Here is a 24,087-nt window from a genome sequence, read left to right on the forward strand (position 1 = left end):
GTCAGCTCCTACGCTTCAGGCTTTATCCGTTTTCTTAAATCAAACCCTAAGTCAATTATACCTAAGATTCGTACCACATGTAATCCCACGGGTATGATAAAAAGGCTTATGGTAACAAGTACCGGTATCGTTTTCCCTTTTTTCTTCACCCAGAAATAGAAATAGATGAATGTCAATCCTTGGATAGCGAGAACGAGTTCCAAAACAATATATAAATTCATCGTGACGATATAAAGGGCGGATCCTTGTTCTGGATTCATCATATAAAGCAAAATCGTAGCAAGATAATACCAAATGATGCTTTTTGGAAATGACCAATTCCTGAACGGCTCCCAATGCGGAACTTCAACTTTGAACCTCTTCATTATCAGGTTGGTCACAAAAATAGATGCTAAGGCAAACACCACCGATAGGATGACAAACAATGCTGGTATGAGGTATGGAACGATTTCTACGAGTTCCCTCAGTTGTTGAATGGTCGCCTCAGCATCTCCCCCCATTACACCACTGAATTTTTCTGTGAGCGCAATCGTCTCTTCAATCGATTGTTTCATTGTATCAATCAAGTTGATCTCTAATAAAAGGATAGTAACGACATAAATTAGTATGAAATTCGCCAGGTAGGTCAAAGCCGCTCCTGCCAAAAGACCGAAAGCGGAAATCTTCTTCCTGTAAAGATGACCCATGACTACTCCGACTGAGCCAAACAAAATCGGGACATTGATCGCAGTGACAGTACCTAAAATGATAGTCAGTACCATTGTTGTGAGCACAAAAACCAGACTTTTCTTCAACCCGTGCCGCACTGTATAGACCGCATAGGGCAATGACAGTAAAAAAATCGTAAATAAGGATAATACCGGTATGAAAAGTGTTATTAGAAATAATACAGCATATAGAGAAGCGAGTATAGCCCCTTCTGTTAAAGCTCTTGTTCGATTCACGATGTCACCTCATCTGTAACTTAAATCCTTTTCTATTGTATGGGTTTATCAGTTCGTGTTCAAATATTAGTGGCTACCATATAAACAATAATCTTTGTTATTCTTATTGTTGAGTTCTACGAAATTCACTATGAAAACTAACAACCAGATTTAACAGTTCTAACAATGAAAAAGGTACTTTATGCATGAAAAGAAATATTCCTTACTGTCCATACTAGCCTAGAAACTGTGGATTTAACCTTTCTTCTCGCACTTGCCCATCCTTTAAAATTAAGCTATAAGCAGATGTATTTATCCTTGAGGAAATGATATTCTCAAGTTTTCCATTTATATAATGAAGAGCAACCCCATCATCTGCTGCTATTCCTTCCTTTAAGGTTCCAGCCTTTAGATAGTGATGGAATGCCGGCCGACGTGCTTCCTCTCCATCATAATGCGGACAATGACTCCCCCTCAGGAATCCCAAGCATGTAATCGGTGAAATTTTATCTGGGAATGAATCGGTTAATCCTTCTTCAAACCAACAGATGGATCCGGCACTAAGTCCCGCTAATACGATTCCTTTTTTCCAAGCCCGATACAAGATAGCATCCAGTCCCCATTCTTTCCAAAGTGCGAGCAAATTCTTCGTATTGCCTCCGCCTACATAAATGATATCTTGTTCCATCACGAATGATTCCAGAGAACGTGGAGGCTTATAAAGTGATAGATACGTCGGAATACAGGATAAGGTTTCAAATGAACGCATAAATCTTTCGATATAACCATCCGCATCTCCACTTGCTGTCGGGAGAAAACAGATTTTCGGACGATCCTTTCCTGTCTGAGCCAAAATGTATTCGTCGATGAGCAGATTATCAGGCTCCATCGAAAACCCGCCCCCACCCATGGCAATGATGTGTGTATCCATCTTTTCAATCCTTTTCATTAGAATCTATAACATGATACTTTCAATACTTAGCTCACATCTCCTTCAAATTAATTTTATATATGTATACATTAGGTTCACGATGTATGACTTGGTAAATGAAAAAAGACCCGCCCAGAATGGACATAGTCCTTCATCATATGGGTGAAAATTTATTATTACCTTGGAGCAGCTAATAGAATCATGTGCCTGGAAGCCGGTTATATGATTATCGTGTGTCAAGCGATAGAGGACCCTTCTTCACTGGAGCTTCGGAGGAGGGTTCATTAAAGGAGAATGAGGGGCTTCCATTCCATGAACGATTAGCTGACTCACACTACATAGTATGTAAAACGGACAAGTCTGTTTGGACAAGTGTTGACGTCTCAAGCACATTTTTTACTTTTTTGTGAGCTTGATTCTACGAAATTAACTCCCTTTCTATTGCTCAACAACTGGCATCAACATTAGAGAACTGTATGATATACGATCCTGAAGAAGTGGGTTACATGCTCCGTAATATCATAACTGATGAAATCAGGTTACCTCATGAAAAGACAGATGATTTTCAGGATATCGAGATCTCGAAAACGTTGACGGTTCAAGTTACAGATCTATTAAAAAAGACTTATGGGAAAGATTTGATTATTGCGATGACAATTCATAACGAGTTGTATTTCGCATACATAGTGGATGGGCATTGATGAGAATACCTACCATTTCCGCCTGACTGCAAGGAAAGAAACCATTCATGAAAGACTGAAGTTCCGCTGTGAAGCAGAGGGCAATTGGTGTTTCCAGCAAACAGATAAATGCATCCAGGCTTTTCAAAACACCTGTTTTCAACCGTATGTAGAGACGGATGGGATCAGTGTCCAAGAGATAATGAACAATATAAAAAAAGCGATAGGGCTCTGAAAAACCCTATCGCTTCATTATTTCTACTCAGCTGAGTAAGGAAGCAATGCCATTTGACGGGCACGCTTGATTGCTCTTGTCAATTGACGTTGGTACTTCGCAGAAGTTCCAGTTACACGACGTGGAAGAATTTTTCCACGCTCGGAAACGAAACGCTTAAGAAGATCAACATCCTTATAGTCGATGTAAGTGATTTGGTTCACTGTGAAAAAGCAAACCTTTTTACGCTTTCTACGTCCTGGACGAGGCATTCAAAACCCTCCTTTACATTTTTGTTAATCGTTCATTTATGATCGTTGATGTCCATCAGAACGGTAAATCGTCATCTGAGATGTCGATTGGTTTACCATCATTTGCGAAAGGATCATCATTAGAGTCGTTTTTACGGTTCTGATTGCCACCGCCGAAATTCTGATTACCAGAATTTCCGTAGCCTCCTCCTTGGCTTCCTTGTCCAGCGAAAGGATTATCCTGATCACGATACCCACCCTGATTAGATGAACCTGATCCAGATCCTGACCCTTTAGGCTCAAGGAATTGAACACTTTCTGCCATTACTTCGGTTACGTACACTCGACGACCTTCATTATTATCGTAAGAACGTGTTTGCAAACGGCCATCTACACCAGCTAAGCTTCCTTTTTTCAAGAAATTAGCTGCGTTTTCCGCTTGTCTGCGCCATACGACGATATTAATGAAATCCGCTTCACGGTCCCCTTGTTGGTTCGTGAAAGGACGGTTAACCGCCAGTGTAAAGTTTGCTACGGCCACGCCATTCGGTGTGTAACGCAGCTCCGGATCTTTCGTTAGCCGGCCGACAAGAATAATGCGGTTGATCAACAGAACCACTCCTTAAATTACTGCTGTTCGTTTACGATTGTCATAAAACGAAGAACGCTATCATCGATCTTCATTAGACGGTCAAATTCGTTAATAGCTTCAGTTTCTGCATTTACATACATAACTGTATAGAAGCCATCACGGAAATCATTGATTTCATAAGCAAGACGACGCTTACCCATGTCATCAACTTTTTCGATTTCAGCACCGTTATCAGTGAGGATATTTTGAGCCTTTTCACTTACAGCTTTCTTAGCATCCTCTTCTAGATTCGGGCGCAGAATGTACATGATTTCATATCTACGCATTCCGGTCACCTCCCTTTGGTCTTAGCGGCTTTTACTCTTGTAAAAGCAAGGAGAGTCAATTATCTAAACAATAATAACTCACACCGACTCATTATAGCAAAAAGTCCAAGCAATCACAAGGAAAGATTAGGGATTAATTGGGTCAAGTACATGAACAAGTACTGTGGGAGATCTTTAAATAATGCGGTTGATTTCTTCGAAATTCACTCCCTTTCCGCGGGCAAACCGCAAGCCCCCTCGCTCACTTGTGCGTTCGCTGTGGGGTCTTGCCTGGCTCGCTGTTCCCGCAGGAGTGTCGTGAATTTCGTGTGAAATCAATTCTGAAGAAGCCAGTACCCACCGTAAAGATCTTGACCCTCTTTTTACAAAAACCCAACCGGAAGCTATCTTGCTCGGTCGGGTTTTATTGAACTACTTTATATCAAACATTGAATCGGAAGTGGATGACATCTCCATCCAAAACAACATAGTCTTTTCCTTCTAGACGGACTTTTCCATTCTCACGAGCGACTGCCATTGAACCTGCTTCTACCAATGCATCATAAGAAACGACTTCCGCACGGATGAATCCACGTTCGAAATCGGTATGGATGATGCCTGCAGCTTGAGGTGCTTTCGTTCCCTGTCTAAACGTCCAAGCTCTTACTTCCTGTTCACCAGCAGTGAAATACGTAGCTAGACCGAGTAGATTGTAAGCTGCCCGGATCAATTGGTCCAATCCGCTCTCTTCAATTCCAAGCTCCTCTAAAAATGCTTCCTTTTCTTCCCCATCTAGTTCGGCAATCTCTGATTCAACTTTCGCACTGATGACGATCACTTCTGCATTTTCGTTAGCTGCATAATCCCTAACCCGTTCAACAAGCTCATTACCGCCTTCGAGCAAGTCGTCTTCTCCAACATTCGCTACATAAAGGACAGGTTTCATAGTAAGAAGATGAAGACCATGTACAAGTTTCTTTTCTTCTTTCGTCAATTCTACACTTCGTGCTGATTTCTCCTCTTCAAAAGCGGTCTTCAATTTTGATAAGACTTCGAATTCATAAGAGGCTTCTTTATCTTTTTGACGTGCCAGTTTTTCAACCCTTGCGATTCTCTTTTCAACCGTTTCCATATCAGCAAAGATCAGTTCGAGATTAATTGTTTCAATATCATCGATCGGATCGACTTTCCCTGATACGTGAGTGATGTTATCATCCTCAAAACAACGGACGACATGGGAAATTGCATCGACCTGACGAATGTGGGATAAGAATTGGTTCCCAAGCCCTTCTCCTTTACTTGCACCTTTTACAATCCCGGCAATATCAGTGAATTCAAAATGTGTAGGCACTGTTTTTTTCGGATTCACCAGTTCAGTTAGTTTCTGCAAACGATGATCTGGTACATCTACAATCCCTACATTTGGATCGATTGTACAAAACGGATAATTCGCACTTTCCGCTCCAGCCTGTGTGATCGCATTAAATAAAGTAGATTTTCCTACGTTAGGCAATCCCACGATTCCAGTTGTTAAAGCCATCTATATACACTCCTTTGGTTGTCCACCTGTTATACATCTTTTCCAATTATAGAGAGAAGTGCTGAAAAAGACAAGAGTAGAAAGCGCGTCCGATCAACTCATCCTTTCGTTTAACGTTATAAGATCTCATGATGTTCCACGTGAAACATTCACACCTTACTTACGCCAAATTAAAAAGCAAGCCTCGATGGCTTACTCTTTATCCGTAGTGATCACTTTCTTCAACTTTCGAACGAATTCTCTTCTCGGAAGTAAGACACTATGCTCGCATCCCATACACTTGATTCGTATGTCAGCACCTAACCGGATTACTTTCCAGTGATTTTCCCCACAAGGATGAGGTTTTTTCATTTCGACTATATCATTAAGATCAAACTCTTTTGTCTGACTCATAGCATCTGTCCCTCCAGTCTATATCCATCGGCTATTACGTTACTTCTATATTACAAAGGATGTGCTCTATACGCAAGATACTTCAACACCTTATGTTTTTTCGGCACGGTTCAAGAACGGCTGAAGGATGATCGCTGCTAAAATGTAGAGGTTAACGATCCCGTAAATCGGGTATAAAACCGCTATAAGAGTCGAAAAACCGAAGATTGTCAATGGCATCATGACCACCAGCAAGACCGCACTCATTAACCATAACGGCATTGCGGTTTTATTGCGGAATCTCGAAACAATTCCAAATACGCCGGATGCTGCTGTCGTATAAATCGCAATCCATAAGAGAATCGACATGATCAACACCCAGAAATAAGGGTAATGTTTCAAAATCCCAAACAATGGAATTTCATAAAGCATGATCTCATTTGCAATGGAAATCAACGATTGGTTATACAAAAGCGAAATACCGCCAAGGACGACCCCGCTACCAATGCTTGCTATGAGAATTTCTCCTTTATGGTGAATCTGGTTCCCTACCGCTGATAAAACAGCTATGAGAGGTAAAATGTTAAGTGCCGTAAATGTAAAAGCTGACGGCCAATTAGATTGGTGGCGCAAATCGATTGGAAACTGATCCATGTGATTCTTTGTGAATAAAAATAAAACGAATAATAACAAAATGACCAGTATCGGGATGACGAATGCGTTCATGGATATCATCCCTTCCACATCCCAAAAGAATAATAAGACGAGCAAAGTGACGATGAATAAGACACCAGCCCAATAGGGAACCCGGAAGGTATGCAAGGTAGCTCCTCCACCTGCCAGCATGACTACTGTGGTTGAGAATAAATACAGGATGATCAATATATCGAATAGTCCGCTCGCTCTCGTTCCAATCAATCTTTCTAAAACGGGTCGGTAATGGATCGTTTTCTGCTCATAACCCATTGACATGATCACGTAACAACAAAAACTGAACAATAGGGAAAACAAGACGATGGCAAGTACACTTTCTTGCCCAAAAAATTGCCACAGTTCTCTTCCTGAGGCATATCCTGCTCCTATTACGGTTCCTAAGATTAGGAACATCCATTGCAATCCTGATCGCACCAATTCTTTATCCTCCCTAACGTTTAGTATTTATCGGATTTATGTATAGAGTCCAAATTTTATCCGTATACTGATACTACTATTACAAAGGAGAGGGTCCTATGAATCTAAAACGGAGATTACTTTCAAAAAAACCGTTTCAATATAAAATTCATCATGAAGACCAGGATGCGATTCAAGAAGTCACCCGTAATCTAGTCAAGCTTCTTCCACCATCAAGACCGATCGTCATCGTTTGTATCGGAACCGATCGTTCAACTGGAGACTCATTAGGACCACTAGTCGGTACGAAATTGAAAGCAAAGCACTCGGCTCATTATGAAGTGTATGGGACCCTCGAAGAGCCAGTTCATGCAGTAAACCTTGAGGAACGTTTGGAAGAAATCAAAGGCAAACACCTCAATCCGTTCATCATCGGAATCGATGCATGTCTCGGGAAATTGAGCAGTGTCGGAATGGTCTCTTTAGGAGAAGGTCCAGTGAAACCTGGAGCGGCTGTAAAGAAGCAACTGCCTCCCGTCGGGGACATCCATCTTACCGGGATTGTCAATGTCAGTGGATTTATGGAATATTTTGTTCTCCAAAATACGCGCTTAAATTTAGTGATGAAAATGGCTGATTTGATTGCGGAGGGCATCTATTTGGCCAGTGTACGAAACAGCTTCCAAAAACGCGCTACTGCTGAAGCGACTTATACGAATGACCTAGCCGAATTACAATGACCACAGTAAAAGGGTGCTGACATCAATCAGCACCCTTTCTTGATCTTTACATTTATATAATAAAAGAAAATACATTCAAGAAAGCTTGTTTATATTGAAGGAGATAGACAAGAACTGCTGCGACCAGCAAGCTTGGCAAAAGGTTTAATACCTTTACATGGAGTACCTTCAACAAATTAAGCCCGATGGCACAAATAAGTATTCCCCCAGTCGCGGTCAATTCCGTAATTAATGTTTGAAGTTGCTGAGGATTAAATAAGTTCTGGATTTGTGTTGCAAGTAAAGCGATTGATCCTTGATATAAAACGACAGGGATTGCAGAAAAAATGACACCGAAACCCATCGTGGTCGTGAATATCATCGAAATAAACGCATCAATCAACGATTTCGTATATAAAACTTCATGATCAAGCCGGAGACCGCTATCTAATGCCCCGACGACTGAAAGTGCACCAATGACGAAGACCAATGTCGCTGTTACGAATGCTTTTGCAACGCTACCTTCTTTCTTTGCTCCAGCTTTTCTTTCGATCCATGAGCCTAAACGGTTCAAATGATCATCCAAGCGTAAACTTTCACCAATGACTCCCCCAATCGCAAGACTGATGATGACAAGAAGAATATGATTGCTCTCGAAACCCATTTTCAACCCTAAAAGAACAACTGCAAGGCCCATTGCCTGTAAGACAGTTGTTTTCGTGCTTTCTGGAATTTTGGTGAAAATGAGCCCAAGTGCGGTTCCAACTACAATTGCCAACCCATTTACAATTGTTCCAAGTAAAACCATGGGGCTCCCTACTTTCTTTATCTGTTCGAAATGTTTCAATCTATCATACCATTAAGGGAAAAAATTCAAAACGAATGTAACTTTAGTTATTTAAAAGTACTCTTAATCACTTACGGGGTCTCGCTTAGCTTGCTGTCCCGCAGGAGTCTCACATATTTCCACTTCCATAAGCGATCAGTACTTTCCTTTACAACATTCCATTAGCAACAAACTTTTAGAAAACAGCCATATGCAAAGAAAAAACCATCGTATCCGATGGTCTCTCCTACATTTTTCCTTCTAGCATTTCTAATATACGGTTGAGGTCATCTTTTGAGAAAAAATCAATTTCAATTTTTCCCTTTTGTTTCGTCTGTTTAATAGAAACAGAAGTACCGAACCGTTCACGGAGTGTTTCTTCCTTTTCTTTTACAAACACATTTTTTTCAGGTTTTCGTTTCTTTGTTTCACGTGAAACATTTTCATTCATTTTTTGTACGAGCATTTCTACCTGACGTACACTTAGATTTTCCTTTACAATCCGTTGCACAAGCGGACTAATTTTGCTTTTGTTCTTGACTGCAAGTAGCGCCCTTCCATGCCCCATCGATAATTTTTTTTCGGATAACAATTGTTGAACCAGCGAAGGCAATTGCAACAACCTTAAATGATTGGCGATATGAGGACGACTTTTTCCTAGACGATGTGCTAACTGCTCCTGGGTCAGTTCTAGTTCTTGCATCAAGCTTGCATAAGCTTGTCCTTCTTCGATCGGATTCAAATCTTCCCTCTGCAAATTCTCTATCAGAGCGAGTTCCATCATCTTCTGTTCATTCAGATCTTTGATGATGACAGGTATACTTTCAAGTCCTGATTCCTTTGCTGCACGGTACCTGCGCTCTCCGACAACGATTTCATAACCCTTGATGCTTTTACGGACGACAATAGGCTGGAGAATACCGTGCATTTCAATAGATTCTTTTAATTCATCGATGGCTTTTTGATCAAACGTTTTCCTGGGTTGATAAGGATTTGGACGTATTTCACTTAATTTGATTTCTTGAATCTCATGTTCCGTCTCTAACTCGTTAGCTGGAAATAACGCATTGAATCCTTTCCCTAATCCTCTAGCCATTCGTCATCACTTCCTTTGCGAGGTCTAAATAAACTTCAGCTCCCCGGGATTTGGGATCATAGATGATGATCGGTTTCCCGTGGCTGGGCGCTTCACTTAAACGGACATTTCGAGGAATCACAGTACCATAGACTTTTTCCTGGAAATACTTCTTCACTTCATCGATTACTTGCATACCAAGGTTCGTTCTTGCATCGAACATCGTAAGCAAAACACCTTCGATCATGAGATTTTTATTCAAATGTTTCTGGACCAGCCTTACTGTATTAAGCAATTGGCTCAATCCTTCCAGCGCATAATATTCACATTGCACCGGTATGAGTACAGCATCTGCTGCAGTCAATGAATTGATTGTCAAAAGACCGAGTGATGGTGGACAATCAATAATTATGTAGTCAAACTGATCGGTTATATGCTCAATGGCACGTTTTAACCGGACTTCACGTGAAATTGTCGGTACGAGTTCAATCTCAGCACCAGCTAGCTGAATAGAAGAAGGAATGACAGATAACCCTTCAACATTTGTCTGTTGTACCACTTTTCGTGCATCGACATCATCTACAAGAACATCGTAAATACACTGATCAATATCCCCTTTATCGATTCCTACACCACTTGTGGCGTTTCCCTGAGGATCAATATCAATGAGTAAAACTTTCTTCCCTAGATACGATAAACAAGCACCTAGGTTCACAGATGTGGTTGTTTTGCCAACCCCGCCTTTCTGATTGGCAATTGCTATGACTTTCGCCACTATGTCACCTACCCTTACACTACACTACTTTGATTTTATTTTATCATGAATATATGAGGAGGAATGATTTTTTGTCGAAAGAAATACAAAAGAGTCTCTCCTGGCTCCCTTTCCTTGAGGAGTGTCGCAACTTCCCCTTTAAATCAATAAAGTCCGATAACAGAGCCTATAAAAGAAGAAACCCTTAAAGGTTTCGAAAATTGACTGAATTTTAGTACGTTTTCATCCGGAATAGGTAGATATAAATGCCATTTCTTTGGGTAATAACGATTCCCAATTACCGCGAATGCGAAAAAAGAGCTGTCCAGGTTATGTTTCTCCAGCCCTTTTGGAGAAGTCATAACTTAACAGCTCTTTCTAAATATTGATTTTTGCGCCATTCTGGTTATCCACAGGGAATGCCGCAAATTTCACTTAAAGATTTTTCTATTACATTCCTATTATTTTTTAGGGATCTTGATCGTAATCTGATAATACTCATCATGGTCTTCTTCAGCTGTATCAATCGTCAGGCCAGTCTGGTGAACCATATCGATCGATTGACGGATCGTATTCAGAGCGAGCCGAGTATCCTTACTGACAGACTTTCGCTTTGGTTTCATTCTCCGTTTCTTATCAGTGTCTTCTGATTCCATGAGTTGTTTGATACGTTCTTCTGTTTGTTTCACGTTCAGACTTCGCTCTTTGATTTCTGAGAGGACTTTTTCCTGTTTTTCAGGGACTTTCAACGAGATCAGCGCTCGAGCATGGCGCTCTGTGATTTCTTTATTTAAAAGTGCATGCTGAACAGCTTCAGGCAGCTTCAATAGACGAAGCTTGTTTGCAATCGTAGACTGCCCCTTTCCAAGACGCTGCGCAAGGCTTTCCTGGGTCAGGCCATGGATTTCAATCAACTTCGCATAGGCTGTTGCTTCTTCGATTGCCGATAATTCTTCACGCTGCAGGTTTTCAATCAATGCAATCGATGCTGTTTGCGATTCGTTGAATTCTTTGACAATCGCAGGAATGGAATCCCAACCTAGTTTTTGGACTGCACGATAACGACGTTCACCCGCTATGATCTCATATTTATCATCTCTTCTTCGTACGACGATCGGTTGGATAATTCCGTGGGTTTTGATCGTTTGTGATAATTCTTCGATTCGTTCGTCGATAAAGACCGTACGTGGTTGATATCGGTTTGGCACAATCTCTTCGATAGGTATTTGAAGCACTTCTTCGTTTCCACTGAACTCTTCTTGTTCTTCTACCATTCCCTCTTCCACTTCAGCTTCTGAAGATTTTTCTCCTAAACCAAACAATCGTGAAAACGGATGTTTCATCTTTCACACCACCTTTATCAAACTCCATATAGAACATTCTACAGATTGAATCTCTTTTCCTTTAGTAACCATCATCTTTATTCCGACAAAATCTGAATGTTTCACGTGAAACTATAGCGGATTCCGGTTTGGTGTCCCTGGTTTTCTAGGGAATTTTTTCGGTGTCGATTTTTGTTTTCGGATAAAAATAAGATTGCGTTCACTCTCTTCAATCGGAAGCAAGAACTGTTCGACTCGGTCCAATTCACCGCCTAATTGTCCGATCGCACGCTTCGCATCCTCCAGTTCATCCTTCGCGTTCGCTGCTTTCATCGCTAAGAATGTACCATCCTGTTTTACAAGAGGTATACATAGTTCTGTAAGGACCGACATCCGTGCCACAGCACGAGCAGTAACAAGGTCATACTGTTCTCTGTGCTCTTTCCTCCTGGCAAACGTTTCGGCACGATCATGGTAAAAATGTGCGTGTTTCAATCCTAGTTCCTGGGAAAGATGTTCTAAGAATGTAATGCGTTTTTTCAAAGAATCGACGATCGTCAAATCGAGATGTGGGAAGCAAATCTTCAGTGGGATGCTTGGGAAGCCTGCTCCTGCACCAACATCACAAATCGTTACGATGTGATTGAAATCGAAGTGAAATGCTGCGGAAATGGAATCATAGAAATGCTTCAGATAGACCCCTTCTTCATCGGTAATCGCAGTCAGATTCATCTTTTTATTCCACTCTACTAATGTCTTGAAATATGTATCAAATTGTAGAAGCTGTTCAGGAGAAAGGCTGATTCCTTCCTCCTCCAGCTTTCGTTGAAACAGTTCACTGTTCATGAGAGTCCCCCGTTATTTTGCAAGTTTAGCGATCTTCCCCTGTTCGAGATAGACAAGCAGAATCGAAATATCTGAAGGATTGACCCCAGACACCCTTGATGCCTGACCTACTGACAAAGGACGTACCTCGGCAAGTTTTTGCTTTGCTTCTGTCGCAAGACCATTGACCGCAGAATAATCGATGTCTTCCGGGATTTTCTTTTCGTCCATCTTCTTCACTTTTTCAACTTGTTGTAGTTGTTTATCAATATAGCCAGCATACTTGGTCTGAATCTCGACTTGTTCCCCGACTACATCAGGAAGTTCAGTTTCAGCCGGAGCAATTTCCTTAATCACATCATAAGTGATTTCTGGCCTTCTCAATAGCGAAGCTGCGCTCATCGGCTCCTTCAATGCACTGCTGCCCGCTTTTTCAAGGATGATTTGTGTGTTTTCATCAGGTTTGACCGAGGTATGCTCAAGTCGATCGATTTCCTTGGCAATCTGTTCTTTTTTATACACGAATCGTTGGTAGCGATCTTCAGGAATCAATCCGATTTCATAGCCTTTTTCCGTCAATCGAAGATCAGCATTATCGTGACGCAGAAGTAAACGGTATTCGGCTCTTGATGTCAGCAGTCGATAAGGTTCATTCGTGCCTTTTGTGACAAGGTCATCAATCAGGACACCGATATAGGCTTCGGATCGATCTAAAATGACCGGTTCTTCCCCTTTCGCCTTTTGTGCAGCGTTTATGCCCGCCATGATTCCTTGACCGGCTGCTTCTTCATAACCACTCGTGCCGTTTAATTGGCCAGCTGTAAACAGATTTTCCACGAGCTTTGTTTCGAGTGATGGCCATAACTGTGTCGGTACGATCGCATCATATTCAATGGCATATCCTGCACGCATCATTTCCGCTTTTTCAAGTCCTGGAATGGATTTCAACATGTTGCGTTGCACATCCTCAGGAAGACTTGTCGATAGTCCTTGTACATAGACCTCTTCTGTATTGCGCCCTTCTGGTTCAAGGAAAATCTGATGGCGAGGCTTATCGTTGAACCGGACAATCTTGTCTTCGATTGACGGACAATAGCGCGGTCCTGTCCCCTCAATCATACCGGAATACATTGGTGACCGCTCGAGATTGTTATTGATAAGTTCATGTGTAACTTCACCAGTATAGGTTAACCAGCACGGGATCTGATCCATGATAAATTCAGTCGTTTCATATGAAAAGGCTCGCGGAACATCGTCGCCTGGCTGGATTTCCGTCTTGCTATAATCAATCGTATGAGAATTGACCCTTGGTGGGGTCCCAGTTTTGAAACGGACCATGTTGAAGCCAAGTTTTTTCAAATTATGAGAAAGATTGATAGAAGGCTGCATATTGTTCGGTCCGCTTTCATACGTCAATTCACCAATGATGATTTTTCCTCTCAAATAGGTGCCTGTCGTAACGACGACTGTTTTTGCATAATAAGCAGACCCTGTTTTCGTTACAACACCTTTACAGATTCCGTCTTCTATAATCAACTCTTCGACCATTCCCTGGCGGAGAGTCAAATTTTCTTCCTGTTCCAACGTTTTTTTCATTTCGTTCTGATACAGAAATTTATCCGCCTGCGCACGCAGTGCTCTTACAGCAGGACCTTTCCCTGTGTTCAGCATTTTCATTTGGATATGTGTTTTGTCAATGTTCCTCGCCATTTCTCCACCGAGCGCATCGATTTCACGCACGACGATCCCTTTGGCAGGTCCTCCGACAGACGGGTTACATGGCATATATGCAATCGTGTCCAAATTCAATGTCAAGACGAGTGTTTTCGCACCCATCCTTGCAGAAGCTAACGCCGCTTCTACCCCTGCATGACCGGCACCTACGACGATGACATCAAACGTGCCTGCATCATATTGTTTCATAGTGGAACCTCCTATTGTTCCTAAATTATTTCCCGAGACAAAATTGAGAAAACAACTGATCAATCAAACTTTCTGATACAGAATCCCCAATGATCTCTCCTAGTATTTCCCAAGTCCTTGTAATATCGATTTGTACCATATCTACTGGAAGTCCTGCCTCGATCCCTGCAAAAGCATCCTCTAGAGAGCGTTTCGCCTGTTTCAATAGTGAGATATGACGTGAATTAGAAACATACGTCATATCTCCCGCCTCTACATTTCCAGTAAAAAAGAGTTCTTTTATCGATTCTTCGAGCTTATCGATTCCTTCTTCCTCTTTTATTGAGGTAGAGACGATAGGATGATCTTTTGCTAATTCCCGTACCTCTTCCATGTCGATTTCTTGGTTCAAATCGGTTTTATTGACGATGACAATGACGTCCATTCCTTCGACAGCTTCAAACAACTTCTTATCCTCTTCAGTTAAGGATTCACCATAATTCAGCAGCAATAAGATCAGGTCAGCCTCTTTCAACACTTGGCGAGAACGTTCGACCCCGATCCGTTCTACAATGTCTTCCGTTTCCCGAATCCCTGCCGTATCAACAAGCCGTAATGGGACCCCTCTTACATTCACATATTCTTCAATAACATCCCTTGTCGTACCAGGAATATCTGTCACGATTGCTTTGTTTTCATGGACCAAACTGTTCAACAACGAAGATTTACCGACATTTGGTCTTCCAATGATGACTGTTGATAGACCTTCCCTCAGGATTTTCCCTTGCTCTGCTGTTTGTAGCAACGACTCGATTTCCCTTTTTACATATCCTAATTTTTCGGTCAGCAGCTGGTGGGTCATTTCTTCAGCATCATACTCTGGATAATCTATGTTCACTTCTACATGCGCAACGGTCTCAAGCAATGTTTGTCGAAGCTTCTGGATAAGCTTTGATAGACGTCCTTCCATCTGGTTGAGCGCGACATTCATAGCTCTGTCTGTTTTTGCCCGTATCAGATCCATGACCGCTTCTGCTTGCGAAAGATCGATTCTTCCGTTCAAAAAAGCACGCTTGGTAAATTCACCTGGTTCAGCTAAACGGGCTCCGCTGTTCAAAGCAATTTCCAAGACCCGATTGACAGAGACGAGCCCCCCATGACAGTTGATTTCGACCACGTCTTCACGAGTGAACGTTTTCGGACCCTTCATAACCGTCACCATTACTTCTTCAGCTTTTTCATTTGTATCAGGGTCAACGATATAACCATAATGGATCGTATGGCTATCTACCTCTTTCAAAGCCTGTTTTCCCTGGTACATTTTATCTGCGATATCAAGTGCTTGATCTCCACTCAATCGGACAATCGCGATTGCCGCTTCCCCCATTGGTGTCGATATCGCGGTTATCGTATCTCCTTCCATGGATTTCACCTCTTTTCTTTATCGTTTCCCGAATCATGCTTCCTAACTCAATAGAATAGCATACTTTCGCTTATCTATAAATTCTCGAAATGTTATGCACATTCAGTATTGTATTTTATTAACGTCTCTTATCAGTATTTATCCACAGTGGATAATTCCAAACAGAATTCTTGTGTGTTTTTTGAATTATCCACAACTAACTAGTTTAGTTCTTTCTCAGACAAGAATCAATCTTTATCTTTGGGAGGAAGAAAAGTGTAAACGTTCAGATTAAATTATAAGGTCAGCTTAACTAACAAGATTTATCTACAAAATCATTCCTCTGACTCCACTTCGAAGTACTGTAGTAGAACTAAAAAAGTGCCCGGCTCTCTTTTCGAGAAGCTGGGCACTTCATTAAACAAACTCTGTTATTCGTTTGTCGGACTGATGATAACCCTTCGATGCGGTTCGCTGCCTTCCGATGAAGTCTGTACTTTGTTGTTTGACTTCAATGTCATATGAATGACTTTTCGTTCCATGGAAGGCATCGGTTCAAGGGATACCTTTTTATTGATTTTTAGCGCTTTTGAAGCTAAACGATGAGCAAGTTTTTCGAGAGTTTCTTTCCTTCTCTCCCTGTAGTTCTCTGCATCTAAGATAATACGTTTGAATTCATCTGAAGATTTATTCGCCACCAGGTTTGTGAGATACTGCAACGCATTCAAAGTCTGACCGCGCTTTCCAATCAGGATCGCGATCTTCTCACTTTCCATTTCGAGGATCGTACCATCTTCATCTTCTTTTACCGTGACAGTAACTTCAACACCCATTTTAGATGCTACCTTCTTCAGGAATTGAATAGCATCTTCCAATGGATCTGCATTGACTGTCACTTTTACTGTTGCCGGTTTAGAACCTAACCCAAGAAACCCTTTCTTGGATTCTTCGATGATTTCAATTTCAACTTTATCTTTAGATGTTTGCAGTTGAGTTAAAGCTTCTTCTACTGCTTCTTCTACTGACTTGCTCGTTATCGTTACTTGCTTCACTTTTTCGCGCCCCCCGTAGCATTACTTTCCTTATTTTTCATAGGAAGTGTAATAAAATAGGTTTGTGCAATCATGAATATGTTACCGACTACCCAATATAGGGAAAGTGCAGCTGGAAATGTAACCGCAAATACGACGATCATGATCGGCATGATATATAGCATCATCTTCATCTGCGGGTTGGCTTCCATGCTGTCTGTTCCACCCATCATGATACGTTGCTGTAAGTATGTTGTTAATCCAGCAATCAACGGTAACAAATAGATTGGATCAGGATTTCCAAGGTCGAACCAAAGGAAGTTATGATTCGCAATCTCTTCTGTCCGCATGATCGCATGATAAAAGCCTAATAAGATCGGCATTTGTATAATCAACGGCATACAGCCAGCCAATGGATTGACACCATGTTTTTGGAACATCTGCATCGTTTCTTGTTGTAACTTCTGTTGAGTCTTCTGGTCTTTCGAGCTGTATTTTTCACGCAAAGCCTTGATCTCCGGTTGGATCCTTTGCATTGAGATCGAGCTTCTTGTCTGTTTGATCATCAGCGGTAAAAGTACTGTACGAATCAAAATGGTGACTATAACGATCCCAAGTCCATAATTACCATTAAAAAACTCAGAAACCTCAGTGATCAACCATGATAATGGATAAACGAAATACTTATCCCAAAAACTATCACTTTCACTGGTTATAGGTTGATCAAGGGAACAACCTGCTAGGAACATTACCATCAAAACGGCTGGAATTAATAAGCCTATTCTCTTTCTCACTTGCTAAATCCTCCTTACAACGATACCTTTCTTCAAAAAAGGTTATCCCTGTTCCTTCTTTTCCTTTTCAGGTACAGGATCAAATCCTCCTGGATGGAACGGATGACATTTCAAAATCCGCTTCGCAGCCAACCATCCCCCTACCAGTGCACCATGTTTTTGGACTGCTTCCAATCCATAAGATGAACAAGTCGGGTAGAATCGACATGAAGGCGGAGTAAAGGGTGAAATGCATTTCCGGTAAAATTGAATCAATGCAATCAATATATATTTCATACCATCATCCTCTTGGTCCCTTCATAAGTTTAGAACGTTTCATCACATGGATCAAACTGCTCTTAATCTCATGAAAATCCATTGAGGAAGTAGGTTTTCTTGCGATAATCACATAATCATATGAGTCCTTAATATTCTCTTCCAATTCATGAAAAGCTTCACGAACAAGGCGCTTTATTCGATTTCGAGTGACAGCGTTTCCGATTTTTTTACTTACGGATAAACCTAATCGGAAATAATCCTGATCAGGCTTTCTTAAGTAATATATCACAAACTGGCGATTTGCGAATGATTCTCCTTTACGGAATACCGCCTGGAACTCTTCATTTTTTTTGATCCGATATTTTTTCTTCATCCGGATTCACTCCGACACTACTTCTTCATTTTAATAATAGGCTCTGTTATTCTTCACTGTTGATTTTTGTGAAATTCCCTCCCTTTCCACGGGCGATCCGCATGAGTGTAGCGAATTTCATTTTTCTAAAGCAACATTAAAAAACAAACAAAGCCAAATAATAAATCCATGTGAAAAAAGACCACTGTTTATTCAGTGGCCTACGCTGATAATACTTTTCTTCCTTTTTGACGACGACGAGCTAGAACTTTACGTCCATTTTTCGTGCTCATCCGCGCACGGAATCCGTGTACTTTCTTACGCTTACGATTATTTGGTTGAAATGTAGGTTTCATTTATTACACCTCCTCGAGGATTTCAAGTACATTTAGACAGTCCTAGTAATTATAAGAACATCTCACCTTTCTGTCAAGTTCAGGAACAATCTTTCTATTATTATGAAAATTATATACCTCTGCGGTTCCAGTCTTGATTATGAAGATAGTCTGGTTCTTCTTTTATCTACAATTCAGGCTCTGGTAGTTTTTATTGTTGATTCGAAATTCACTCCATCTCCGCGATCCCGCTGGAATGTCTCGAATTTTGTTGTTCTTTTATGCCTCGGAAATAACGCGCTTTCCACGGTCGATCCGCAAATCTCCTCGTTCGTTCCTCTCTGCGGGGTCTCGCCTGGCTCGCTTTCCCATAGGAGTCTCATATATTTCAACCGCTCACAGGTTTCCATACACATCTTTATCAATGCAAACCAGTATTCAATAGCAACAAACATTTAGAAAACAACCTTAAAAAAACAGACCCATATAAAATCTTCACGTTCACTGACTTTTCCCAATAAAAATCACTCTGGAAAACGTTGTGGATAATTTTTCGACACATTTTTCACTATCCACATCCATTATCGACAAATTACACACAAAATCTAGTGCTGTGGACAACTATATTCCACAAGGTGTTGTAATTGTGGATAACCACAAAAAACTCATTGCAACAACTGAATCCTTTTGATATGATTATTGTGTTTTAACTCGTTCAAAACTTCCTCGAATAAACAGTTTATCCACAGCGTGTGGATAAAAATGTGGACATTCATACACCTCTGTGTATAAGCTTGTCCACAAATTTGTGTATATAGAATATATCCCCTGTTTCTACTATATTAAATGTTATTCACATTTGCTGTGAACGGACTCGACACAATGGGGTGACTTTTTTCAAGGTTATCCTCTTCATTTGATACTTAAAATTCGACAAAAAGGAGGGTTAGGATGGAAAATATTACAGATTTATGGAACAAAGCACTTGCCGAAATTGAAACGAAACTGAGTAAACCTAGTTTCGAAACATGGCTGAAATCGACGACCGCCCATTCCTTACAAGATGATACACTTATCATTACCGCACCGAATGAATTCGCCCGTGATTGGCTTGAATCCAGATATTCAAATTTGATTTCGGAGACTTTAGATACAATCACTGGGACGAAGCTCGCAGTAAAATTCATCATTCCCCAGAACCAGACACAAGAAGAGCTTGATCTTGACCAGGCTGCGAAGAAGAAAGCGAAGGTTGAAGTAGAAGCCTCAGACGAGAATATAACGCAAAGCATGTTGAATCCAAAATATACGTTTGATACGTTTGTCATCGGTTCTGGTAACCGATTTGCCCATGCTGCATCACTTGCCGTGGCCGAAGCTCCGGCAAAAGCATATAATCCCTTATTCATTTATGGGGGGGTTGGACTTGGTAAAACCCACTTGATGCATGCGATCGGTCATTATGTCATTGATCATAAACCAAGTGCGAAAGTAGTCTACCTTTCTTCTGAAAAGTTTACGAACGAATTCATCAATTCCATCCGTGACAATAAGACTGTCGATTTTCGTAATAAGTTCCGGAATGTTGACGTTTTATTAATTGATGATATTCAATTCTTGGCCGGAAAAGAACAGACTCAGGAGGAATTTTTCCATACATTCAATGCTTTGCATGAAGAAAGCAAACAAATTGTCATCTCAAGTGATCGACCACCTAAGGAAATCCCGACACTTGAAGATCGGTTACGTTCACGTTTTGAATGGGGCTTGATCACAGACATCACACCGCCAGATCTTGAAACACGTATCGCCATCCTTCGTAAAAAAGCCAAAGCTGAAGGTCTTGATATTCCGAACGAAGTGATGCTTTATATCGCAAATCAGATCGATACCAACATTCGTGAACTTGAAGGTGCACTGATCCGTGTGGTCGCGTATTCATCTCTCATCAACCAGGATATGAATGCAGATCTTGCCGCAGAAGCTTTGAAAGATATCATTCCATCGTCAAAACCACGAACATTGACGATACATGATATTCAAGAAATGGTCGGAGAACAATTCAATGTACGATTAGAGGATTTTAAAGCAAAGAAACGAACGAAATCCGTTGCGTTCCCTCGACAAATTGCGATGTATCTCTCAAGAGAAATGACGGATTTTTCTTTACCGAAAATTGGAGAGGAATTTGGTGGACGTGACCATACAACAGTGATTCATGCCCATGAAAAAATATCTAAATTATTAGCAACCGATCAGCATTTTCAAAACAAAATCAAAGAAATTCGAGACTTGTTGAAAAACTAACAGCTGTGAACGAATGTGCATAACTAGAATCATTAACGTGTTTTTATCAACATTCTATCCACATGTGGACAACCTTTGTAAAAACGACACCTTTCGACTTATCCACAAACTCACAGCGCCTACTATTATTACTACTATTTTTTTATTTATTATTAAAGAATAATATGTCCCTGATTTTAATAGATTCTAATTAATTTGCAGGAAACAATTTTTTGCAGGTTAGGATATAGAACTTTTCAGCAAGTAATGAGGAAACGCTGAAGAAACGTTGGAAACCAAGTTTAACACTGGCTTGGCTTTGCTAAGTTTTCTTTATCAGGAACTGAGGAGGAAATGAATTCATGAAATTCGTAATGAACCGAGATCAGCTTGTCGATAGTGTGCAAGATGTGATGAAAGCTGTTTCTACTCGTACAACCATTCCAATTCTGACTGGGATTAAAATTGAAGCCCATGAAGATGGAGTGACGCTGACAGGTAGTGACTCTGATATCTCGATTGAACGATTCATACCTGCAGAAGAAGATGGTTATGAACATGTGGAAGTTGAAAAGCCAGGGAGCATTGTCTTACAAGCACGCTTTTTCTCAGAAATCGTAAAAAAATTACCAGATTCAAAGATTGAACTTGAGGTATCTGAACGCTTTGCAACCAGGATCCGGTCAGGTTCTTCGGAATTCAATCTGAATGGATTGGATCCACAGGAATATCCGAGATTGCCTGAAGTACAGGAAAATAATAAATTCAGTGTTCAAGCGGACCTGCTGAAAACATTGATCCGCCAAACCGTGTTTGCAGTGTCCACCTCAGAAACACGCCCGATATTGACAGGTGTAAACTGGCATATCGAAAACGGTGAATTGAACTGTGTTGCAACAGATAGTCATCGGCTGGCATCTAGAGTCGCAACTGTAGAAGCAACGTCAGAAGAATTAGAGTTTTCAAATGTCGTCATTCCAGGAAAGAGTTTGACGGAGTTATCCAAAATTCTTGATGATTCAAGTGAATTGATCGATATCGTCCTTACAGAAAGCCAAGTATTATTTAAAGCGAAGAACATATTATTCTTCTCAAGATTATTGGATGGAAATTACCCGGATACATCAAAATTGATTCCAAATGAAAGTAAAACGGAAATGGTGATTTCATCAAAAGAATTTTTACAAGCCATTGATCGTGCTTCCTTACTTGCAAAAGAGGGAAGAAACAACGTTGTCAAACTTTCGACGTTAGACGACGGCGAGATTGAAATTTCCTCAAACTCTCCTGAAATCGGAAGAGTATTCGAACATGTGTCAACAGAATCCTTCGAAGGAGATGAATTGAAAATCTCCTTTAGTGCAAAATATATGATGGATGCTTTGAAAGCAATGGATTGTTCTGAAGTGCATATCCAGTTTACAGGAGCAATGAGACCTTTCGTACTTACACCTCTCGAGGAGAAAACAATTAAGCAACTGATTTTACCTGTACGAACCTATTGATAGATGAAGAATAGCTGACCTTTGGTGTTAACGGAGTAAGTAGATTGAAGAGCTACTAGTGACAATAATAAGTGTCCTAGTAGCTTTTCTTGCACATGATAGAAGGACAAGATCGGAGGCAGATGAGATGGAAATCAAAATCAATACAGAATTCATTACCCTTGGCCAATTATTGAAGCAAGCGGATGTGATTCAATCTGGCGGCATGGTAAAATGGTATTTGGCAGAACATGACGTTTTTGTAAACGATGAACCTGAACAGCGCAGAGGACGGAAGCTGTATGAAGGGGACACCGTTTCAATACCGGATACTGGAACATTTGTGGTAACACGTTGAATGGGGGTTTCCCTTTGCATTTAAAAGAGCTGCAGCTGAAAAATTATCGGAACTATGAAAGTGAAGAAGTCAGTTTTCAAGATAATGTGAACGTCTTTATTGGCGAAAATGCCCAGGGTAAGACGAATATTATGGAAGCGATCTACGTTTTGGGGTTCGCGAAATCCCATAGGACACCGAGAGATAAAGAATTGATACGCTGGGACTGTGAATATGGTAAAATAGAAGGTAGGGTCCAAAAAAGGAACGGTCCGCTATCTTTACAGATTGTCATAAGTCAAAAAGGTAAAAAAGCGAAATATAACCATATCGAACAACGGAGACTGACGGACTATATCGGCTCATTGAACATCGTCATGTTTGCACCTGAGGATTTAAACTTGGTAAAAGGGAGCCCTCAGGTGCGACGTCGTTTTATTGATATGGAAATCGGCCAGATCAGTCCAGTCTATCTGCATCATTTAAGTCAATATCAGAAGATTCTCCAACAAAGGAATCATCTATTGCGTGATTTAGCTCGACGCCGAAAAAACGAACAGGAAGTGATGCTTGATATTTTGACAGAGCAACTTGTCGAACATGCTGCGAAAATCGTTTCCAAGCGCTATGAATTCCTGGAAATGCTGCAAGAATGGGCGTCACCGATCCATTCAGGGATCACTAAAGGTAATGAATCACTTGAAATAGAATACAAATCCTCGGTACAGGTATCAGAATCGACGGATATGACGAAAATGATAGAAGAGTATAATCAGAAATTTACTAAAATAAAAGAGAAAGAGATCGATCGCGGTACGACGATGGCTGGTCCTCATCGTGATGACCTCCTGCTGTATGTTAATGGGAAGGATGTTCAGACATATGGTTCCCAGGGGCAGCAGCGAACAACGGCTCTCTCTTTGAAACTAGCTGAAATAGAACTGATCAAATCTGAAGTTGGTGAATACCCTCTTTTGTTATTGGATGATGTATTATCAGAACTTGATGACAGTCGGCAATCCCATTTATTGAACACGATTCAAGGAAAAGTACAAACCTTCGTCACGACTACAAGCGTGGATGGAATTGAACACGAAACACTGAATGATGCAAGTCTTTTCAATGTCGAACATGGGACAGCGACGTTAATAAAGTGAGGTGAACAATCCTGTTTATACATCTGGGAGAGAATGTCGTCGTACAAGCCAGGGATGTTGTTGCAATTTTCGATTATGAGATTGCGAAAGGATCTGAAGAAACGAAAGAATTTCTAGATCACCATAAAAGCGGTGATACGTTGGAAGTCATCAATCCTGAATTGATCAAATCCATTGTTTTAACGACAGAAGAAGTGTTCTTATCACCATTATCGTCTGTAACTCTAAAAAGAAGAGCAAGAATCAATCAGAACTTCGAAAAATTATTGAATGGTTAAAAACCGGAGAACTCATATAGATTATTTTGTTT

The 24,087-nt window shown here is 40.8% G+C and carries 27 protein-coding genes; 7 read left to right on the forward strand and 20 right to left on the reverse strand.

Annotated features, from left to right (window positions below; all coding sequences use genetic code 11):
• Window positions 1–8: 8 nt before the first annotated feature.
• Window positions 9–944 carry a YybS family protein gene (locus tag KOL94_RS16615; protein WP_221567494.1) on the reverse strand — a complete coding sequence of 312 codons (936 nt, stop codon included), beginning with the start codon at window positions 942–944 and terminating at the stop codon, window positions 9–11.
• 214 nt (window positions 945–1,158) lie between these two features.
• Window positions 1,159–1,872: a Type 1 glutamine amidotransferase-like domain-containing protein gene (locus KOL94_RS16620; protein ID WP_260412354.1), complete on the reverse strand. Its 714-nt coding sequence runs from the start codon at window positions 1,870–1,872 to the stop codon at window positions 1,159–1,161.
• A gap of 458 nt (window positions 1,873–2,330) precedes the next feature.
• Between KOL94_RS16620 and KOL94_RS25330 the strand changes: the two genes are divergently transcribed.
• Entirely contained in the window at window positions 2,331–2,555 is a 225-nt protein-coding gene (locus KOL94_RS25330) for a hypothetical protein (protein ID WP_260412355.1), read from the forward strand.
• Window positions 2,556–2,792: 237 nt separating this feature from the next.
• On the opposite strand, the gene rpsR is transcribed toward KOL94_RS25330, so the two are convergent.
• From rpsR to KOL94_RS16655, 6 genes are all read right to left on the reverse strand, one after another.
• Window positions 2,793–3,020: a 30S ribosomal protein S18 gene (gene rpsR, locus KOL94_RS16630; protein ID WP_221567495.1), complete on the reverse strand. Its 228-nt coding sequence runs from the start codon at window positions 3,018–3,020 to the stop codon at window positions 2,793–2,795.
• A 55-nt stretch (window positions 3,021–3,075) separates the two neighbouring features.
• Window positions 3,076–3,609 (reverse strand): single-stranded DNA-binding protein, encoded by a 534-nt coding sequence (ssb, locus tag KOL94_RS16635; protein ID WP_221567496.1) that lies wholly within the window; start codon window positions 3,607–3,609, stop codon window positions 3,076–3,078.
• Between the two features lie 17 nt (window positions 3,610–3,626).
• Complete coding sequence (gene rpsF / locus KOL94_RS16640) at window positions 3,627–3,917, reverse strand: 30S ribosomal protein S6 (protein ID WP_221567497.1); 291 nt, start codon at window positions 3,915–3,917, stop codon at window positions 3,627–3,629.
• A gap of 421 nt (window positions 3,918–4,338) precedes the next feature.
• A complete protein-coding gene (gene ychF, locus KOL94_RS16645) occupies window positions 4,339–5,436 on the reverse strand; it encodes a redox-regulated ATPase YchF (protein WP_221567498.1) in 1,098 nt (365 codons plus the stop codon).
• Window positions 5,437–5,628: 192 nt separating this feature from the next.
• Entirely contained in the window at window positions 5,629–5,829 is a 201-nt protein-coding gene (locus tag KOL94_RS16650) for a DUF951 domain-containing protein (protein WP_221567499.1), read from the reverse strand.
• Window positions 5,830–5,919: 90 nt separating this feature from the next.
• The gene (locus KOL94_RS16655; protein WP_311775180.1) at window positions 5,920–6,936 is read right to left on the reverse strand and encodes a YkvI family membrane protein; all 1,017 of its coding nucleotides are present in this window, start codon (window positions 6,934–6,936) and stop codon (window positions 5,920–5,922) included.
• A 101-nt stretch (window positions 6,937–7,037) separates the two neighbouring features.
• Between KOL94_RS16655 and yyaC the strand changes: the two genes are divergently transcribed.
• A complete protein-coding gene (gene yyaC / locus KOL94_RS16660) occupies window positions 7,038–7,658 on the forward strand; it encodes a spore protease YyaC (RefSeq protein WP_221567501.1) in 621 nt (206 codons plus the stop codon).
• Between the two features lie 52 nt (window positions 7,659–7,710).
• Here the strand turns inward: yyaC and KOL94_RS16665 are convergent, their stop codons facing one another.
• The 12 genes from KOL94_RS16665 to rpmH all read right to left on the reverse strand — a co-directional run bounded on the left by KOL94_RS16665 (window position 7,711) and on the right by rpmH (window position 18,534).
• Window positions 7,711–8,445, reverse strand: a complete 735-nt coding sequence (locus KOL94_RS16665) for a DUF554 domain-containing protein (RefSeq protein ID WP_221567502.1) — start codon at window positions 8,443–8,445, stop codon at window positions 7,711–7,713.
• A 265-nt stretch (window positions 8,446–8,710) separates the two neighbouring features.
• Window positions 8,711–9,559 (reverse strand): ParB/RepB/Spo0J family partition protein, encoded by an 849-nt coding sequence (locus tag KOL94_RS16670; RefSeq protein WP_221567503.1) that lies wholly within the window; start codon window positions 9,557–9,559, stop codon window positions 8,711–8,713.
• Entirely contained in the window at window positions 9,552–10,313 is a 762-nt protein-coding gene (locus KOL94_RS16675; RefSeq protein WP_221567504.1) for a ParA family protein, read from the reverse strand. Before KOL94_RS16675 ends, KOL94_RS16670 begins: the two co-directional genes overlap by 8 nt.
• 440 nt (window positions 10,314–10,753) lie before the next feature.
• Window positions 10,754–11,635: a nucleoid occlusion protein gene (gene noc / locus KOL94_RS16680; protein WP_221567505.1), complete on the reverse strand. Its 882-nt coding sequence runs from the start codon at window positions 11,633–11,635 to the stop codon at window positions 10,754–10,756.
• Between the two features lie 111 nt (window positions 11,636–11,746).
• A complete protein-coding gene (rsmG, locus tag KOL94_RS16685) occupies window positions 11,747–12,460 on the reverse strand; it encodes a 16S rRNA (guanine(527)-N(7))-methyltransferase RsmG (RefSeq protein ID WP_221567506.1) in 714 nt (237 codons plus the stop codon).
• A 12-nt stretch (window positions 12,461–12,472) separates the two neighbouring features.
• Complete coding sequence (mnmG, locus tag KOL94_RS16690; protein WP_221567507.1) at window positions 12,473–14,362, reverse strand: tRNA uridine-5-carboxymethylaminomethyl(34) synthesis enzyme MnmG; 1,890 nt, start codon at window positions 14,360–14,362, stop codon at window positions 12,473–12,475.
• 25 nt (window positions 14,363–14,387) lie between these two features.
• The gene (mnmE, locus tag KOL94_RS16695) at window positions 14,388–15,764 is read right to left on the reverse strand and encodes a tRNA uridine-5-carboxymethylaminomethyl(34) synthesis GTPase MnmE (protein ID WP_221567508.1); all 1,377 of its coding nucleotides are present in this window, start codon (window positions 15,762–15,764) and stop codon (window positions 14,388–14,390) included.
• A 410-nt stretch (window positions 15,765–16,174) separates the two neighbouring features.
• Window positions 16,175–16,795, reverse strand: a complete 621-nt coding sequence (jag, locus tag KOL94_RS16700; RefSeq protein ID WP_221567509.1) for an RNA-binding cell elongation regulator Jag/EloR — start codon at window positions 16,793–16,795, stop codon at window positions 16,175–16,177.
• On the reverse strand, window positions 16,792–17,568 hold the full coding sequence (gene spoIIIJ / locus KOL94_RS16705) for a YidC family membrane integrase SpoIIIJ (protein ID WP_221567510.1): 777 nt from the start codon (window positions 17,566–17,568) through the stop codon (window positions 16,792–16,794). The genes jag and spoIIIJ overlap by 4 nt, the downstream gene beginning before the upstream one ends.
• 42 nt (window positions 17,569–17,610) lie before the next feature.
• Entirely contained in the window at window positions 17,611–17,844 is a 234-nt protein-coding gene (yidD, locus tag KOL94_RS16710) for a membrane protein insertion efficiency factor YidD (protein WP_221567511.1), read from the reverse strand.
• A gap of 4 nt (window positions 17,845–17,848) precedes the next feature.
• On the reverse strand, window positions 17,849–18,199 hold the full coding sequence (gene rnpA / locus KOL94_RS16715; protein ID WP_221567512.1) for a ribonuclease P protein component: 351 nt from the start codon (window positions 18,197–18,199) through the stop codon (window positions 17,849–17,851).
• A gap of 200 nt (window positions 18,200–18,399) precedes the next feature.
• Complete coding sequence (rpmH, locus tag KOL94_RS16720; RefSeq protein ID WP_221567513.1) at window positions 18,400–18,534, reverse strand: 50S ribosomal protein L34; 135 nt, start codon at window positions 18,532–18,534, stop codon at window positions 18,400–18,402.
• Between the two features lie 930 nt (window positions 18,535–19,464).
• Between rpmH and dnaA the strand changes: the two genes are divergently transcribed.
• From dnaA to remB, 5 genes are all read left to right on the forward strand, one after another.
• Window positions 19,465–20,820 carry a chromosomal replication initiator protein DnaA gene (gene dnaA / locus KOL94_RS16725; protein WP_221567514.1) on the forward strand — a complete coding sequence of 452 codons (1,356 nt, stop codon included), beginning with the start codon at window positions 19,465–19,467 and terminating at the stop codon, window positions 20,818–20,820.
• Window positions 20,821–21,161: 341 nt separating this feature from the next.
• Window positions 21,162–22,304: a DNA polymerase III subunit beta gene (gene dnaN, locus KOL94_RS16730; protein WP_221567515.1), complete on the forward strand. Its 1,143-nt coding sequence runs from the start codon at window positions 21,162–21,164 to the stop codon at window positions 22,302–22,304.
• Between the two features lie 127 nt (window positions 22,305–22,431).
• Complete coding sequence (gene yaaA, locus KOL94_RS16735) at window positions 22,432–22,641, forward strand: S4 domain-containing protein YaaA (RefSeq protein WP_221567516.1); 210 nt, start codon at window positions 22,432–22,434, stop codon at window positions 22,639–22,641.
• Window positions 22,642–22,655: 14 nt separating this feature from the next.
• The gene (recF, locus tag KOL94_RS16740; protein WP_221567517.1) at window positions 22,656–23,777 is read left to right on the forward strand and encodes a DNA replication/repair protein RecF; all 1,122 of its coding nucleotides are present in this window, start codon (window positions 22,656–22,658) and stop codon (window positions 23,775–23,777) included.
• Window positions 23,778–23,800: 23 nt separating this feature from the next.
• On the forward strand, window positions 23,801–24,055 hold the full coding sequence (remB, locus tag KOL94_RS16745; RefSeq protein ID WP_260412483.1) for an extracellular matrix regulator RemB: 255 nt from the start codon (window positions 23,801–23,803) through the stop codon (window positions 24,053–24,055).
• Window positions 24,056–24,087 lie beyond the last annotated feature (32 nt).

This window comes from Alkalihalobacillus sp. TS-13 (genome assembly GCF_019720915.1).
GTDB lineage: Bacteria > Bacillota > Bacilli > Bacillales > Fictibacillaceae > Pseudalkalibacillus.

Excerpts from the sequence above, each read along its gene's own strand:
- KOL94_RS16650 (WP_221567499.1), bottom strand. The coding sequence starts at position 5,829 with ATGAGTCAGACAAAAGAGTTTGATCTTAATGATATAGTCGAAATGAAA.
- rpmH (WP_221567513.1), bottom strand. The coding sequence starts at position 18,534 with ATGAAACCTACATTTCAACCAAATAATCGTAAGCGTAAGAAAGTACAC.
- yidD (WP_221567511.1), bottom strand. The coding sequence starts at position 17,844 with ATGAAATATATATTGATTGCATTGATTCAATTTTACCGGAAATGCATT.
- yyaC (WP_221567501.1), top strand. The coding sequence starts at position 7,038 with ATGAATCTAAAACGGAGATTACTTTCAAAAAAACCGTTTCAATATAAA.
- KOL94_RS25330 (WP_260412355.1), top strand. The coding sequence starts at position 2,331 with ATGATATACGATCCTGAAGAAGTGGGTTACATGCTCCGTAATATCATA.
- mnmE (WP_221567508.1), bottom strand. The coding sequence starts at position 15,764 with ATGGAAGGAGATACGATAACCGCGATATCGACACCAATGGGGGAAGCG.
- ychF (WP_221567498.1), bottom strand. The coding sequence starts at position 5,436 with ATGGCTTTAACAACTGGAATCGTGGGATTGCCTAACGTAGGAAAATCT.
- rpsF (WP_221567497.1), bottom strand. The coding sequence starts at position 3,917 with ATGCGTAGATATGAAATCATGTACATTCTGCGCCCGAATCTAGAAGAG.
- KOL94_RS16620 (WP_260412354.1), bottom strand. The coding sequence starts at position 1,872 with ATGAAAAGGATTGAAAAGATGGATACACACATCATTGCCATGGGTGGG.
- KOL94_RS16670 (WP_221567503.1), bottom strand. The coding sequence starts at position 9,559 with ATGGCTAGAGGATTAGGGAAAGGATTCAATGCGTTATTTCCAGCTAAC.
- rsmG (WP_221567506.1), bottom strand. The coding sequence starts at position 12,460 with ATGAACAGTGAACTGTTTCAACGAAAGCTGGAGGAGGAAGGAATCAGC.
- KOL94_RS16665 (WP_221567502.1), bottom strand. The coding sequence starts at position 8,445 with ATGGTTTTACTTGGAACAATTGTAAATGGGTTGGCAATTGTAGTTGGA.
- yaaA (WP_221567516.1), top strand. The coding sequence starts at position 22,432 with ATGGAAATCAAAATCAATACAGAATTCATTACCCTTGGCCAATTATTG.
- dnaA (WP_221567514.1), top strand. The coding sequence starts at position 19,465 with ATGGAAAATATTACAGATTTATGGAACAAAGCACTTGCCGAAATTGAA.
- noc (WP_221567505.1), bottom strand. The coding sequence starts at position 11,635 with ATGAAACATCCGTTTTCACGATTGTTTGGTTTAGGAGAAAAATCTTCA.
- dnaN (WP_221567515.1), top strand. The coding sequence starts at position 21,162 with ATGAAATTCGTAATGAACCGAGATCAGCTTGTCGATAGTGTGCAAGAT.
- rnpA (WP_221567512.1), bottom strand. The coding sequence starts at position 18,199 with ATGAAGAAAAAATATCGGATCAAAAAAAATGAAGAGTTCCAGGCGGTA.
- mnmG (WP_221567507.1), bottom strand. The coding sequence starts at position 14,362 with ATGAAACAATATGATGCAGGCACGTTTGATGTCATCGTCGTAGGTGCC.
- rpsR (WP_221567495.1), bottom strand. The coding sequence starts at position 3,020 with ATGCCTCGTCCAGGACGTAGAAAGCGTAAAAAGGTTTGCTTTTTCACA.